This window comes from Photorhabdus sp. S10-54 (genome assembly GCF_963878145.1).
Lineage (GTDB): Bacteria > Pseudomonadota > Gammaproteobacteria > Enterobacterales > Enterobacteriaceae > Photorhabdus > Photorhabdus kayaii.
On the sequence record NZ_CAWNXG010000014.1, the window covers coordinates 85490 to 101698 of the forward strand.

Genomic DNA, 16209 nt, shown 5'->3' on the forward strand with positions numbered 1-16209 from the left:
ATGACTTTATCTAAAATTATAAGATAATTTTTTAATTTAAAAATAATTCATTAGGTGTTTTGTATTCCAATATCTAGCATGGGCGATTATTCAGTTTTTCATAACGAACCTTATTTTCCATTTTGTTACCGATGAAAAGTCTGTTTCCTAAATATCTTCTGCCCTTTTAAGCTGTTCAAGTAACTCTTCATAAAGTTGTTGCAGGGGGGATGGGATGCCGCTGGAGAACTCACTTCAAACCAGCGGCCTACTCTACAGGATTGACCCAAGGTAAATATGGTAAAAAATTTCTTAATGCCCCTAGTGTGGAACTTTTTGTCTGAACTCGTATTAAATTGACTAAATAATCACTGGCATATTGGTTTTTGGGCGCCCTTTATTGTAAAAATATTAATGGACTCGTATCTAATTTATTGATTATCAGAACAAGTTCCCTTCAATACCTTGGCATGATATGCGATATGTTCGCCGATAAAACTGGTGACAAAATAGTAACTATGATCATAACCAGTGCGTAGGTTCAGTGTGTAGGAATGCCCAGTGTCTTCGCATACATCTTTTAGCAGTTCAGGACGTAGCTGTTCTTCAAGAAACGGATCATCGGTACCGATGTCAATTAACATATGCAATGGCTCGGCGTTATTAGCCAACAGCTCGACTGTATCATAGGCTTTCCATATGTCACGATCTTCACCCAGATAAGCGCGAAAAGCTTTTTCTCCCCAAGGAACTTGAAAAGGAGCAATAATCGGTGAAAAGGCCGATACGCTGTGGTAACGATCTGGATTGCGTAGCGCGATCATCAGTGCGCCATGACCGCCCATAGAGTGACCACTAATGGCCCGAGCGGCTGTTACCGGGAAGTGTGTTTCGATCAGTACTGGTAGCTCTGACACCACATAATCATACATGCGATAGTGCGGTGCCCAAGGTTCTTGTGTTGCGTTGAGGTAAAAACCGGCGCCCTGACCTAAATCATAAGCGTCATCATCTGCAACTTTCTCACCACGAGGGCTGGTATCTGGGGCGACAAGGATAATACCCTGTTCGGCAGCGTAGCGTTGAGCTCCCGCTTTAGTGATGAAATTCTGCTCATTACATGTTAGGCCTGAGAGCCAATACAGCACCGGTAATTTCTGATGTTCAGCCTGAGGAGGAAGGTAGACTGCAAAATTCATGGTGCAGCCAAGTACGGCCGATTCATGCTGATAAACATCTTGCCATCCCCCAAAACAAGCGTGGCGTTCAATTCTCTCCATTCTTTTTCCTCTCTGTAAAACATACAGGTTCACTCATTTCACGGTGAACTTGGGGCTATCGTTTCCTGTTTTATTAAAAACCGCCTATTACAGCACGGTTTTTAACTCCCTCAGAACAGCTTAGTAATGGATGACTGTGCGAATCGATTTGCCCTTATGCATCAGTTCGAATGCTTCATTAATGTGTTCGAGCGGAAAGGTGTGAGTCACAAAAGGCTTTAATTCAATTTCACCTTTCATTGCCTCTTCCACCATTTTAGGCAACTGACTGCGGCCTTTAACACCGCCAAAGGCGGTGCCTCGCCACGAACGACCAGTGACCAGTTGGAATGGTCGGGTTGATATTTCCTGTCCCGCACCAGCTACACCAATGATCACTGATTGCCCCCAGCCACGGTGTGCGCTTTCGAGCGCGGCACGCATCACATTGACATTACCAATACACTCAAAGGTATGATCCACTCCCCATTCAGTCATCTCGATAATGACTTGCTGAATAGGTTTGTCATAATCATTTGGGTTCAGGCAGTCGGTTGCACCGAACTGTCTTGCCAGCGCAAATTTTACCGGATTTGTATCGATGGCAATGATCCTGCCAGCTTTTGCCTGACGAGCGCCTTGGATTACGGCAAGGCCAATGCCGCCGAGCCCAAAGACGGCGACAGAGTCACCAGATTGTACTTTAGCGGTATTGTGCACTGCACCGATGCCAGTAGTGACACCGCAGCCCAGTAGGCACACTTCTTCATGATTTGCTTCCGGGTGGATTTTTGCCAGTGATACTTCGGCTACCACTGTGTATTCGCTGAATGTGGAGCACCCCATATAATGATAAATAGGCTGCCCTTTGTAGGAAAAACGGGTTGTGCCATCCGGCATTACGCCTTTTCCTTGAGTTGCCCGCACAGCTACACACAGGTTGGTTTTTCCTGATTGGCAGAACAGGCACTCTCCGCATTCTGCGGTATAAAGAGGGATAACGTGGTCACCGGGTTTGACGCTAGTGACGCCTTCACCAACCTCAACGACGACGCCTGCGCCTTCATGTCCGAGTATGACAGGAAAAACGCCCTCTGGATCATTCCCTGATAGGGTGAAGGCATCTGTATGACACACACCGGTATGGCTGATTTTGACCAGTACTTCACCGGCTTGAGGTGGGGCTACATCGATTTCAACGACTTCAAGGGGGCGGCCCGGCCCGAATGCAACAGCGGCTTTTGATTTCATAAGCTCTCCTTCTGAATAGACAGTGCGACGCGTTTGTGAATACAGATTAATAAAGTCAATCGTATTGTCCGCGAAGATATCTTTGTAATAGTTTATTAAGAATATGATTTCGCATCTGTAGAAATGGTACAAAAATTCTAACATTAATACGTGTTTTTAAGATAATTTATCATAAATAATTGGGAAAACTATGATTTGTTATAGTTATAGAGGTACTCCAATTCTTCCTAAGGGTTAAATCTCTAGTTTTATCGGGTGTGTCGTAATTGAGGAGATAAGGTGTGAAATATAATTAATTTGTAAAAAGCCCTCGTAAATGGAGGGCAATATGTATTACGAAACATCGATCAAGCCGAGATCATTATTTAATGTCGTGCCACTAATAACATAACTCGCAGTCGATTGATTTCCTTTTTTGTATAAAAAAGTTTGACGAGCTTCATTATCATTTCCCCATACTACAGACACATGCATAAAAATCATTGCGCCATCAGAAACACCAAGATCGCCTGGGTCAGCAGTTTTTGTTGCTCCAAGATTAATATCATTACCTTTATTACTTAAATGCTTTTCACCGTCGCCATCCATATAACTAAATTGGATTCTAGCAATAAATCCGCCTGAGTTTTTAAGACTCATATTTCCAATTTATTATAATGCTATAACAGTCTCCTATTGATATTTTGAGAAAGATAACAATAACATTCTGTTATTCAAATACATAAAGTAGTTCAAGATGTGTTAGAGAAAAAATAAATCTTAACAAGTGAAAATAAATAACACATTAAAATCACTAGGGAAAATAATTATTATTTGTATTTTGGAGAAAACAAAAATCATTTTGATTAGCAAAAAAATAAGTAATTTTTTCGTTAAGTGTTTAATATAACCACTATTTTTTCTTTATAATGCCAATTTAATGAGATATTTTTTATATAATAATATTTTTTTTGATTGGGTAATAATTCCAATTGGTAGATTCACATAATAAGTACAACATCGTTAATCTGGGAGTAAACATGTTCGTATTTCCTTAAAGAATTTATTCGGTGTTTTCCCTCCCCTAATTTTTCGCGGGTGATGATTTAATCGGTTTGCCACAAATATTATTTCCTGATCAGAGATTTAATTAAAATCGGTTCCCTTTGGAAAGCATTGTCTGATTGGCTTAACAATTTTATGGCTGTGACTTTTTAAACCTAGACTGACAATTTTATGTATACTTAGTATATATTAATTGGGATTAATATGAACAAGAAAGAAGAATAGGAAATTAGAAGAAAGCTAAAAATATTGGTTTATGCTCAAGAGAACAATAATGTCAGTAAGACTTGCCGTTACCGGAGAATATATTGAGAATACTTTTTATCGTTGGAAAAGAGAGTATGCAGCAGGGGACAAAAAGGGCTAATTAATAGCAAACTGTTCCCCGAAAATCCAATTGTTCGTTTTGCTATGGCCCATAGGACACAAGATATTCAGCCAGTTGTGTATAAAAATAAGATCCATCTCACAGGTTACGCGGATGGTATAAAGATTTGGTTAAAAATAAACCTGGCTGTAGCAGTATGAGAATCAGCTAGTTAGTAAAAGTTTCTAAAGCTAAGACTTAAAACTGGCGTATTTCAAGGAGAGAGCGAATTCAATCCCTTTCCTTACACTCCCACAGCTACTGTTTGGACAAATTTGTTGAGCTGAACCTCCTACGCCCATCAATGTAAAAATATTTCGTTTTTTAACGTAAAAAAAGATACTATGCGCTTAAAAATACGTAATTTATTACGTAAATTCGATACTAAGTTAGCTAGGAAGCAAGCATGGTATATTTTGATACTGACTATTTTTATTCATTCCCCGCAGTGCGTGGCATCCAGGCTGGACGACCATTCTACATCGCCACCTGCCCGATGCGAATCATACCTAAGATTTTCAGTTTTGATGAGAATGAAGTGCCTCCTGAGTTACGAGCACAACGTATACTGAACAAAGCACGTATCCCTGAGATGGTTCGTTACTTGCTTGAAAATCCGAGGGACTATGTATTCTCGGCCTTAACTGCATCTATAGCTGTTGATGTACAGTTTGATGAATTTCCGAGGTCTAATAACCTCGGGACATTGCGTGTTCCCATGGAAGCACAGATTTTAATCAATGATGGACAGCACCGCCGTAAAGCGATTGAAGATGCATTGGAAGAGCGCCCTGAGTTAGGACAGGATAATATTCCGGTCCTGTTTTTTGTGGATGAAGGGCTTAAACGAAGCCAACAAATGTTTGCTGATCTAAATAAATACGCCATCAGACCAAGCCCTTCACTTTCAACACTTTACAATCACCGGGATATTAGCTCAAACCTAGCTCGTTATCTGGCAATGTCTGTAGAGCCTTTTATTGGATTAACAGAGCTGGAAAAGTCCAGCATAAGCACATTATCTAATAAATTATTTACATTAAGTAGCATTAAACAAGCTACCCGGGCTCTGTTAGGGCGAGACCCCAAAGATAGTGATATTGAAGAGAGCACCCGTATTGCGACTTTGTATTGGCAGACCATTTTTCAGGTTATGCCTGACTGGCAACTTGCTGCTAAAAAAGAGGTGTCTCCAGCACAGCTACGCCAGGAGTTTGTTCATGCGCATGGGATAGGCCTGCAAGCTCTGGGGTTATTGGGACGTAGTTTACTACTTGAAGCGTCGGAGGATTGGCAACAAAAAATCACCAGTCTTAAATTATTTGACTGGCGTAAAAGTAATCCCGAACTAATCAAGCGTGCGATGCAACACGGAAAGCTAAGTAAAACCAATACCGCTATTCAGCTAACCTGTAATGCGCTGAAAACTGCACTGTCACTTCCTCTTACTCCCGAAGAGCAAGAGCTCGAAGCTCAAATGGTTGTCTCATGAGTAAACTGATTCAGGCCCACGATCTGGGTGATTTCGAAGATTTTATTAACAACGAAAAATTTGCCGGACGACCTCTAGCAGAATATGTTTCCGAAGTGCAACGCATCTATTGTACAGACAAGCGTCCATGGGTAATTGGTTATAGCGGTGGGAAAGACTCCAGCGCAGTTATAACACTGGTTTATCTGGCATTGTTGGGGCTTCCATCAGAAATGCGCAATAAAGATGTTTTTGTTGTGTCATCCGATACACTGGTGGAAACACCTGTTGTAGTCGATTTGATCAAGAAAACTATGCAACAAATAGAGTCGGGAGCAAGACGAGATGGACTACCGATAACGCAACATCCAGTCACGCCAAAAACTAATGAAACATTCTGGGTTAACCTACTTGGTAAAGGCTATCCAGCACCGACTCGCAGTTTCCGTTGGTGTACTGAGCGTATGAAAATTAATCCAGTAAGTGATTTTATTAAGGAGAAAGTCAGCCAATTTGATGAGGTTATCGTTGTCTTGGGGTCTCGTAGTAGTGAGAGTGCATCGCGTGCACAGGTTATCGCAAAACACAAAATTGATGGTTCTCGCCTTGCTCGGCATACTACGTTGTCTAATGCATTCATCTATACGCCTATCGACATCTGGGATGTGGAAGATGTATGGAAATTACTGCGAGGCGCATACCGCTATGCGCCGGACGACATTGAAGAGTGGGAAAGCCCGTGGGGGGGGAACAATCGTCCTTTGTGGACTTTATACATGGATTCTTCCGCGCAGGGTGAGTGCCCCTTAGTGATTGATGATAGTACTCCTTCATGCGGGAACTCTCGCTTTGGCTGTTGGACATGCACAGTTGTAACAAAAGATAAAGCAATGGAAAGCCTAATCCAAAATGGAGAAGATTGGATGATGCCCTTGCTCAAATTCCGCGATTTATTGGCTTTTACTACCAATCCTGAGCAAAAGGATACTTTCCGCAACTATAAGCGTCGAACAGGTAAAGTTAGTTATCAGTACGCAAAGGAAGGTGAGGATTCTAGTGCGGAGCGCAAACATGTACCTGGGCCTTACTGGTTGAAATACCGGCAACAGTGGTTGAAAGAACTATTGGGAATTGAGCGTGATTTAAACGCTAAGGGATATCAAATTACCCTAATCACAGAACCTGAACTTCATGCCATTCGACAAGAATGGTTGAAAGATCCCAATGAGCCTGACTGGTACGATTCGCTACCGGGTATCTATCGCCATGTATATCAACGTGATTTAGATTGGGTTATTGATGACCAATCTCGTTTTGATGCCAGCGATGCTGATTTGTTGGTACAAATAGCACAGGGGTTTGATGTTGTGCCTGAGATGGTAATGAAGCTGATTGAGCTGGAAGTTTCAATGGAAGGGTTAAGCCGACGTCAGGGGATTTTTGATAAATTAGGCAACATTTTGAAGCAGGACTGGGGAAGCTTGGAAGAAATACAACAGAAGCAGGCAACATTACAGAAACGCAATGAACGTGATATTCATCAGGAAGAAGTACAAAAACTTGAGGCTGAACTTCAAGTTTTGCAGCGCAGAATTATAGCTGCTGGAGAATTATCTATGCACACTAATGAGGTAAAATAGAGTGTTAATTAAGCAATTGGTGCTGCATAATTTCCGGGTATTCAATGGTACTCATATTATCGATTTGGCTCCCAGAAAGCGTCCTAACGACAGTAATAATCGCCCTATTGTGTTGTTTGGCGGTTTAAATGGTGCAGGGAAAACATCAATCCTGACAGCTATCAGGTTAGCCTTGTATGGCCGACTGGCGTTTGGCTATGCGGCTCAGCAACAAGAATATATCGAACAGCTTAGTGCCTTGATTCATAAGGGGGCTGACTATATTCAAAACCCAGAAGATGCATCAGTAGAGCTGACTTTTACTTATAATAAAGGTGGTAAAGAAGCTGAATTTACTGTAACTCGTACATGGCAAAAAGGTAAAAAAGATCGCCTTGTTCTACAACAAGATGGAAATACGCTCAATGAGATGAATTACGAACAATGCCAAGGGTTTTTGAACGAATTAATCCCTCATGGTATTGCCGATCTTTTCTTTTTTGACGGAGAGAAAATTGCAGAATTGGCAGAAGATGAATCTGGCAACATCTTACGTACTGCCGTGCGCCGCCTGCTGGGGCTAGATCTCATTGCTAAACTTCGTAATGATTTAGTTATATTTGTAAAGCGTCAACAGTCCAATCAATTAGATGGTACTGAGCAACAGCAACTTATGGAATTGGAAACTCAAATTAAAGAGTTATCCCTCCGGACGGAAAAATATCTGGAAAATGCAGATTTTGTTAAGGCTCGTCTTGACTTACTAACCAAAGATATCACTCGATATGAAGGTTTGCTAAATGCACAAGGCGGTGCTTTCGCACAAACTAAGACACAGGAAAAACATAAAGTTGAAACATTGTTAAAAGAAAAAGATCGCCTTGAGAAAGTCTTACGTCAGGAATGCGACGGCTTGCTGCCCTATGCTTTAGCACCACGAATATTGTCTAGATTACTTAAACAAATTTCTGATGAAGCAAAAATCAAGCAGTCGAAGAGTTTCGAAAAAGAGCTTGTTAAGTTTCTGGCGCAACTTAAGCAAGATATTGCCTTACGATCCCGTACTACTAGTAAAATTGCCGTTGAAGCTATCACAGATAATCTGCACGATTACATGTCTGCCAAACCTAAAGGCGATTTATTGTTCGATATCTCTGAACGTGAAGCAGGCATGTTACAGCTGTCTATTGAACAAGGTAGCAAAAAGGCATGGAAAAGGTTTGATCTTTATAGAAACCAACTGGCCGATATTGAGCAGCAACTGGAACAAGCAGCGGCTAATATTGCCCGGGCACCAGAAGATGATCAATTGATTGATATTTTTCAGAAACTGCGCGAATTTGATCAGCAACGTGAAGCTCAACGTCAAAAATATTGTTCGTTACTGGAAGAAGCTAAAAGAACAAAACAGCAACAGCTGGATTATGTCCGTCGAGTACAAAAAGTACATGACACTGCCCGTGCTCAACATGGTCTTTCCAGTGCATTTAAAAATGCGCAAGAAACGATTAATTTACTTAATTGCTACAGTGACGTGTTGATACAAGCACGGGTAAAAACACTCACAAAAAACTTCGAAGTTGCTTATCAAAAACTAGCTCGTAAAGAGGACTTACAGCTTCATGCGTACATCAATTCCGATACCTTTGATGTCGAGTTAGTGGATGAGAATAAGTCAATGATTAACCGTAAATCTCTTTCTGCTGGTGAAAAACAAATCTATGCGATTGCAATCCTCGAAGCTCTGGCTAAAACGTCCGGACGAGACTTGCCTGTAATTATAGATACCCCACTTGGGCGTCTCGATTCTAAGCACAGGGACAAATTGATTAATCACTACGTCCCCTATGCCAGTCACCAAGTTGTGTTATTGTCCACCGATACAGAGGTTGATGAGCGTTATTTTGTCGATCAACTACGCGACGATATTTCTCATGCGTATGAGATCATATTTAATGTCCATACTAAATCATCTTCTCTAAAACCAGGCTATTTTTGGGAATTGACTAAGGAGGTTATCTGATGCTTCCTAATCGAATGCAGCTGAGCCGTCAAACTGAAGAACAACTTAAGCGGTTGAAAATTCATACTGGTTTAACACCCAATGTATCTGCTCGTCTGGCTTTTTTCCGTTCAGTGGAAGGGGAGTTCCGCTACTTTCCAGCAGGAGATAGTAAAAAATTAGACGGTACGTTAGTGCTAGATAAAATTACTTGGTTAGGTGAAACACTCCAAGTCACTGAGCTGGTGTTGAAAATGTTTTATCCTCATCTGGAACAGAAAGAGTTAATTAAGGCATGGGCCGCACACGTTGAGGATGGGATTGCTGCATTACGAAATTATCGTAGTCTAAAGGATTTTTCTCAGGGGATTTCTGCTTAAATGTAGTAAAAGTGCCTCTATCTGTATGGGTAGATGGTACTTTATTGCAACTTATTAATATCTGGCGGATTCGGCTAATATAAGTGCATTTTTCAGGAAAGGCGGTCAGTTGTAGTGGTCAACTAATTCCGGACAGTAAATTAGAGAGAGCTTCAGCTTTTGCCGGTGGCACACCCTCGTTGAACTGATGTGGCCGGCTCCAGTTGTCATAATCCATCAGGTAAAAACTCATATCCCGCTGGGCTTCGCTCTGGTCATATAACCGGTTACAGGCACCTATTCTGATTTCAAGCTTCTGAACAGCCTTTCCATTGGGGCATTATCCCAGCAATTGGCACGGCGGCTCATACTTTGCGTCATGCGATACGCCATAGCCTTTGCCGGAATGAACGGCTGGCATATTGGCTACCTTGGTCTGAATGGAACATCACGTTTTGCGGTCTGCCGCGTTGCTTGTATGCCATGTCCAGTGCTTTAACCACTAAATCCGCATCCGGCTTTGCCGATAATGCCCAGCTAACAACTCGACGACAGTATAAATCCTGTACCACAGCCAGATAATGCCAGCCGCCTTCTGCCCAGATATAGGTAATATCACCGCACCGGACGCTATCTGGTGCGCTAACGTCAAATTCCCTATTGAGATGATTCGGGATATCTAACCGTTCAATCCGGGCTGTTTTATAACGGTGTGGGCTAGGCTGCTTGCTGATTATCCCGGCTTCTTTCATCAGGCTCCTGACCTTGAAACGCCTCATCTGATACCCCAGAGCACGCATCATGCCCAGTAACGTTCTGCTGTCCGCTGAGTGGCGGCTTGCTTTAAATAACGCGTTGATTTTACTGCGCTGCTCTAACCGTTCAACATTAATCAGCCTGCTGCAATGCTTGTGTTCGTAATAACTGCTGGCGGCAACATCAAACACATCATAGACCAATTCCACCGCTTCATGCTCTCTTAACGGGTCTATCAGCGTGTATGTTCGAGTTCGTCCGACATCAAGAGAGGGGTAGCTTTTTTAGTATAGCTTTCTCCCGCTCCAACCGATTGACTCTGGCCTCCAGCTCTTGAATACGCTGCTGCTCTGGCGTCAGGGCTTTAGCCTTCGGTGTCACACCGCCTCGTTCTTGCTCAAGTTGCTTAACCCAGCGCCGCAGTACCGATTCACCCACACCAAGTGACTTAACGGTTTCTGCAAGGCGGTAGCCTTGGTCAAGTACCCAGGGCAAGAGCATGAATGTTCATTTCTTGCCCAATGCCTGAAAACCTGCAATTAAAACTTTATCCAAATACTCACTGCTCATATTGGCCATGTTTGCTTTGCGTCGCATGCTGGCTTTTACACTGGTTTCCGCACGTAGCATATTAAGCGAGAAGTGCCGCATACCCGCTAATATCTCAGCAGCATTGCCGCGACGAATGGCACATGCATCTTCATTCATTGATACGTCAAGCACCCAATGGGCGCGATTTTCAATACCCCAATGACCCCGTACCGCCTCCCTAAAACGGTCTAATTCAAGTTCGGCAGAGCTGATATAATAATGATAATCCAGTGATTCTTTTTTTCTCGCTTTATCAAGGCGATATCGTATTGCCACACCCATGCTTTTTAAGCCTTTCCATTCCGGAAATTGCGAGGCAAGTTCTCCCGCCGGTAATACATGATATTCACGTAATTCAATTCGCCCATGCCCTTGTTCTATACAGATATTTTCTGATTTTCTGGCGGCAGTGACTTGCGCTGACAGTGTTTGTTTAACCGCGCGATATAACATCTCCTGATTATTTTTTACGGCCAGCAGATAATCACCGCCCTGGGCGATAATTTTTTTAGCCATTTTAGTCTGGCATCCCATCGCATCAAGGGTGACCAAACAACTTTTGATGTCCAGTAAATCAAGTAACTTCGGGATCGCAGTGATTTCATTAGATTTTTTTTCAGTTTTTAACTGACCCATGACAACGCCATTGGTCGTAGCAAATGCGCTCACCATATGGATAGCCGATAATCGTTTATGCCAATGCCCAGTTCCCCGTAATGTCTTACCATCAATCGCGATGATTTCACCCTCGGTACGCTTGCTTACCGCCTGAGTCCAGCGAATAAAGCAGTGTTGAAACTGGACAGGGTCAAGGCGGGAAATGATGCGCGCAATTGTATCATGTACAGGTAAGCCGGTTTGAAAAAATCCCTTTTCCTGAAGCCAGTTGATGCGCATATTCCCAAAGTCTTCGATATCTTCCCAACCTTCAGCGCCCGTCAAGACGGCACACATTGTCAGAAAAAGCACATCAAACAGGGGATAGCTGATTTTGGCAGACTGGCGAGGATCGTTGATTTCACCGAAATGCTGAGAAAAAGCATCGAGTTCCATTAGGGTACTCCCGAAAAAAGGAGTATAAGATCACAACTGAATTCGTGGGTCAAATGGATTAATATTGATTAAATAACGTTCGTGATCTCACCCTGGTCAAGTACCAGACTGGCAGCATCACGCTTAAATTCTGTAGAAAACGTACGACGTTGTCTTGTCATTGAACACCTCTTTTAACTAACGTGGTAATCTTACCACCTAAATGGGTGTCCGGTTTTATTAGGCCACTACAGGTTGCTATACTTCAGCATCTTACTCTCCAAGGGAAAATGCATTATGAAATGCAAACAACTGGTTTGTGAAGAACAACATCGGATTTACGTTTTAAAAAAACAATAAATCCGTAAAAGATATCGCTATTTTGTTACAACATAGCTCTTTAACAACTCTCTACCAGGAATTAAAGCGAAATTCAGATATTGCAGGATATCAGCCTGTTGATGCACATCAAAAAGCATTAAGACGATGACACCACGCCGAAAGATTTTGCTAGTGCCAGAGTGCTGAAAAGCCTGGAAGATAATCTGTTTTCAGCTATCGACAAGCGTAATATCGCGGAGCTTAAAACTTGAGATTTACTTGCCCCTACCACGTCGGGGATACTGAAATAGCTGTTTTTTTACAGTAATGCAATCATGCGCTATGCCGTATAGAGTGGATTAATCGACTATAACCTGGCACAGGAAATGGCAAGTGTGGTTGCTATTGCTAAACGTATCACCGTCCTGCGTTAAGTTTCGAATGTTTCCCTAGGTTGTTGTAACGTATCGACAGTTATACTGGCAGGCCATTAACTTGCTTGGTCATTTGGTTCTCCTTGATAAGTGTTCATCAGCTTAAGTGAACTGAGTTTTGCTCGTTGGTCAGAAATCGATTTCGACACAGAATGTAGACTATTTTAGTGGAATGTGAATCCTTGTAAGGAATTACCGTGGGGCCAAGATGCATACTTGTCATCTAGTCCTGCTGAGTTGCCAGACTCTTGAGATGCTGCGTGAGATCCAGAGATTTAGTGGTAACTGAGAACTAGTTTTTATCGGTTATTATCCCCGTAACCTAATGAATGAGAACACGGCCAGCAAGGCTCTAAGGGCGATGGATTATGACACGATTAAAGTGATGTGTGGGCATGGTTTTAGAGCTATGGCTTATAGTGCTTTGATTGAGTCGGGATTGTGGTCTAAGGATGCGGTAGATAAGTCGTCAAGAGCATAACTTTGTGCGTGTGCATATATCCATAAGGTTGCATATTTGGAAGAGCGAATATTGATGCAGCAGTTGTGGGCGAATTATCTGGATGCGAGTAGATAGAGGACTATAGTCCGTTTGGTTTTATAAAACTTGGTGTAGGAACTGGCTGGCACCTGTTAACTTTTGATATAGTGATTGAATATGTAAATAATCTTGTACATAATCTCTAGTAAAAATCTACTGAAGCCTGCTGATCAAGAGCGATTGCAAGTTAGAGATATTATGTTTCAACTAAATTATAGGCTTTAGGAACTAAGATTTTGTACGTAATTGATTATTTTAAATGAGCGTACCTTATGAAAATAGAAAATAGAAGATAGAAGATAGAAGATAGAAGATAGAAGATAGAAGATAGAAGATAGAAGATAGAAGATAGAAGATAGAAAAGATAAAGTAATAAATTTATATAACGATATAAACTCCGGCGAGATTAATACACGTCCGGATTTTCAGCGAGGAGAGGTATGGTCTTCTACTAAGAAAAAAATGCTTATTGATACCATTTTAAGAAAGTGGCCAATTCCTCCAATACATTTAGTTAAGATTGATGATGCGACTTTTGAAGTTCTTGATGGGCAACAAAGGTTAACTGCTATAAGAGATTTTATTGATAATAAATTTTCTATAGATGGAAATATTCAGCCCTTAGACGATGAAATACAAGTATTACATGGTAAAAAATATAAGCAATTAAATGAAGATATAAAAAGAGAGTTCAACACTTATCGTTTTATTATCTATGAAATGATGGATTACACTGCTGGGGAGCCTGGTGAAATATTTCATAGATTAAATCAATCAGTGAAACTTACTTCGTCTGAGCAACGTAATTCTCTTTATGGTGAATTACGTAGCCAAACTGCTGACTTTGTTAATTTGATGCTGTCGCAGGGAGTAAATAAGGAGCTCCTTGGATTTACTAATTCAAGGTTAGCTTATAATGACTTAATTGCTAAGGTTGGTTATCTATTAGAACAGGAATCTTTGCGCTCTACATTAAATGATAAGATACTAAATTATAGATTCAGAGATGAGTCAGGGTTTGATGAAAATGTAATTGAGAAATTAAAATTTTCAATTTCTATTCTTGCTGAAATAAGAAAGGAATTAGATTATAATAATTTTGAAATCAATCTAACAAAAGCATCTTCCCTCAATTGGATTTATTTTATTTCAGATAATAAGGATAATTTAAATTGGTGTAAAGATGGTTTGTTTAGAGCATTTTTTAATCTAGAAAGAGCCAAGAATGCAGTAAAAAATAACGAGCCGATTCCATCAGAAATCAATGTTTTTTTTAACGCTAAAGAAAATAACTTAAAAGAACTCTTATTGATTTATATAGAAAGGTCTTCGTCAAGAGTTATGACTACGGCATCTATACTTATTAGAGATATAATTATTAGTTTCTCGCTGTTTAAATCTAATATAGACATCTTTGATGCTGAGGAGATAGAGGATCTTCAGAAACTTTCTGATAAAATAAATTCAGTAGAGTTTGATGTTAAAGAATTTATTGAGAATCTTTCTGATAAATGGAAGGTGTAGAATGCGCAGTGCTAAAGTAAATGATATTTGGCGTCATGTTGGTGAAGTCGAAAAGTATAAAACCAGAATAGTAGATATCGCTATAAGTAATCTATCAGGTTTTGAGGATATTAATATAACGCTTCAGAGTGCTATAACCGCTATTTGTGGCAAAAATGGTGTTGGTAAAACGACGCTGCTAAAATTCATTTATAATGCGCTAAAGAACCAGAAAAAATATCTACCAATAGGTAGATTTGGTAACTATGATTTCATTATAAATTTAAATTATAATAATAATAATTTTATAACCTTAACTGAAAAAAGCGAACATAAATTAGATAATGTCTATTATTTAGAGCCGAGTCAAGAATGTTCTAGGATATTAGAATATATAAAGAAAACTCGTAATTTTAATGAGATTATTGAAGGTGAAGGTGAGAATATTGCTTTTAATGATGATAGAGTGAAACCTGAAATTGAACGTATAATAGGTAAGCAATATGAAAAAATTGTTTTTCGGGAAATTACTGGTGTTATTGAAGATGATTATACATTTCCTTATTTTCAGGTGGAATTAAGTAATGGTATAAAATATTCAAATGTTGATATGGGGATGGGGGAATTTTCGGTTTTTTATATATTGTGGTTTATTCGTAATTGTGAAAGGAATTCAATTGTTTTTATTGAAGAACCAGAGAATTTTATCTCTGCAAATACGCAAACATATTTGATGGATAGAATCGCCGAGCAAGCAAATAGTAATAAACTATGGATTATGCTTTCTACTCATTCCGAACATATATTATCAAAAATTAGCATTGATAACACAAAAGTGCTTCAAAAACGACTCATTGATATAACTCATTTAGTTGAGCCAAGATATAGAGAGAAATATCTTACTGCTTTGGGATTGACACCTCAGCTTGATGGTGTAATATTTGTAGAAGATAATTTTTCTGCTGATTTTTTGAGTTTTCTTCTCTCAAAATTTGCTCCCGCATTTTTGAAAAGTCATAAGATATTGCCGATAAGATGTGACTCTAATATAGAAAAAATAGTTTTACATTATGAGCCTTTGCGTAAATTCTCTATAAGTTATATTGGGATATTTGATGCAGATCAGCAGAAGAAAATTTCCAAATATATTGGTAAGGATGTTTATGTTGGAGCTTTGCCAGGAAAAGAGGCTTGTCCACCCGAAATACTTGTTTGGGAAACATTGGTTAATAAACTAGATAATATTGCTTCACAATTGCAGATTGATCCGGATAGTATCCAATGTTCTGTAGTAAATAACAATACAGAGAATTATCACGATAGGTATCTTAATATTTCCAAAGAGCTCAATATATCTATTGCAGTATTATTGAGGGCGATTTTTGAACAATGGGTAAAAGACGAAGTTAATAGTAAGCTTTCTCATTTATTTATTTTGTCGTTGATAAATTATAATAAGAAACATACATCACGAATAAATAATGTTTCAGAGGACAGAATTTATTTAAATGTCGAGGGTGAGGATATTTATTTAGAAAAAAATAAAGTGATTAGACCTCCTGAATGTTCTTTGGTTATTGGGATGAATGTAAAATTTGGCCTTTATTTTGATAGCAATGGATTTATTGCTAAAATGACAGCAGATTAATCTGCTGTCAACGGTCTGAGAAGCCACTTATA

10 protein-coding genes and 3 pseudogenes are annotated in these 16209 nt (G+C 40.0%); 7 read left to right on the plus strand and 6 right to left on the minus strand.

Annotated elements, in window-relative coordinates; all coding sequences use genetic code 11:
* Positions 1-410: 410 nt before the first annotated feature.
* The 4 genes and pseudogenes from fghA to AACQ83_RS10300 all read right to left on the minus strand — a co-directional run.
* The gene (gene fghA / locus AACQ83_RS10285) at positions 411-1259 is read right to left on the minus strand and encodes an S-formylglutathione hydrolase (protein ID WP_112877455.1); all 849 of its coding nucleotides are present in this window, start codon (positions 1257-1259) and stop codon (positions 411-413) included.
* A gap of 120 nt (positions 1260-1379) precedes the next feature.
* Complete coding sequence (locus AACQ83_RS10290; protein WP_112877457.1) at positions 1380-2489, minus strand: S-(hydroxymethyl)glutathione dehydrogenase/class III alcohol dehydrogenase; 1110 nt, start codon at positions 2487-2489, stop codon at positions 1380-1382.
* Positions 2490-2822: 333 nt separating this feature from the next.
* On the minus strand, positions 2823-3128 hold the full coding sequence (locus AACQ83_RS10295) for a hypothetical protein (RefSeq protein WP_112877459.1): 306 nt from the start codon (positions 3126-3128) through the stop codon (positions 2823-2825).
* A gap of 363 nt (positions 3129-3491) precedes the next feature.
* A pseudogene (locus AACQ83_RS10300) lies at positions 3492-3653 on the minus strand (IS30 family transposase); the annotation flags it as partial.
* A gap of 653 nt (positions 3654-4306) precedes the next feature.
* Between AACQ83_RS10300 and dndB the strand changes: the two are divergent.
* Genes dndB through dndE form a run of 4 tightly spaced genes read left to right on the plus strand, consistent with a single transcriptional unit; the run spans position 4307 to position 9372 of the window.
* The gene (gene dndB / locus AACQ83_RS10305) at positions 4307-5392 is read left to right on the plus strand and encodes a DNA sulfur modification protein DndB (RefSeq protein ID WP_112877462.1); all 1086 of its coding nucleotides are present in this window, start codon (positions 4307-4309) and stop codon (positions 5390-5392) included.
* Entirely contained in the window at positions 5389-7011 is a 1623-nt protein-coding gene (gene dndC, locus AACQ83_RS10310) for a DNA phosphorothioation system sulfurtransferase DndC (RefSeq protein WP_112877463.1), read from the plus strand. The genes dndB and dndC overlap by 4 nt, the downstream gene beginning before the upstream one ends.
* Before the next feature lies 1 nt (position 7012).
* Positions 7013-9013, plus strand: coding sequence for a DNA sulfur modification protein DndD (gene dndD, locus AACQ83_RS10315; RefSeq protein ID WP_112877465.1), 2001 nt, complete (start codon positions 7013-7015; stop codon positions 9011-9013).
* A complete protein-coding gene (gene dndE, locus AACQ83_RS10320; RefSeq protein ID WP_112877467.1) occupies positions 9013-9372 on the plus strand; it encodes a DNA sulfur modification protein DndE in 360 nt (119 codons plus the stop codon). Before dndD ends, dndE begins: the two co-directional genes overlap by 1 nt.
* A 118-nt stretch (positions 9373-9490) precedes the next feature.
* Here dndE and AACQ83_RS10325 read toward each other — a convergent pair.
* Positions 9491-10608, minus strand: a pseudogene (locus AACQ83_RS10325) (IS3 family transposase).
* Positions 10609-10614: 6 nt separating this feature from the next.
* Complete coding sequence (locus tag AACQ83_RS10330) at positions 10615-11751, minus strand: ISAs1 family transposase (RefSeq protein WP_112877469.1); 1137 nt, start codon at positions 11749-11751, stop codon at positions 10615-10617.
* A gap of 491 nt (positions 11752-12242) precedes the next feature.
* Here AACQ83_RS10330 and AACQ83_RS24615 point away from each other — a divergent pair.
* The 3 genes and pseudogenes from AACQ83_RS24615 to AACQ83_RS10345 form a co-directional block, all read left to right on the plus strand.
* Positions 12243-13172, plus strand: a pseudogene (locus tag AACQ83_RS24615) (tyrosine-type recombinase/integrase); the annotation flags it as partial.
* A gap of 226 nt (positions 13173-13398) precedes the next feature.
* Complete coding sequence (locus tag AACQ83_RS10340; RefSeq protein ID WP_339366766.1) at positions 13399-14550, plus strand: DUF262 domain-containing protein; 1152 nt, start codon at positions 13399-13401, stop codon at positions 14548-14550.
* A gap of 1 nt (position 14551) precedes the next feature.
* A complete protein-coding gene (locus tag AACQ83_RS10345) occupies positions 14552-16177 on the plus strand; it encodes an ATP-dependent nuclease (protein WP_158537767.1) in 1626 nt (541 codons plus the stop codon).
* Positions 16178-16209 lie beyond the last annotated feature (32 nt).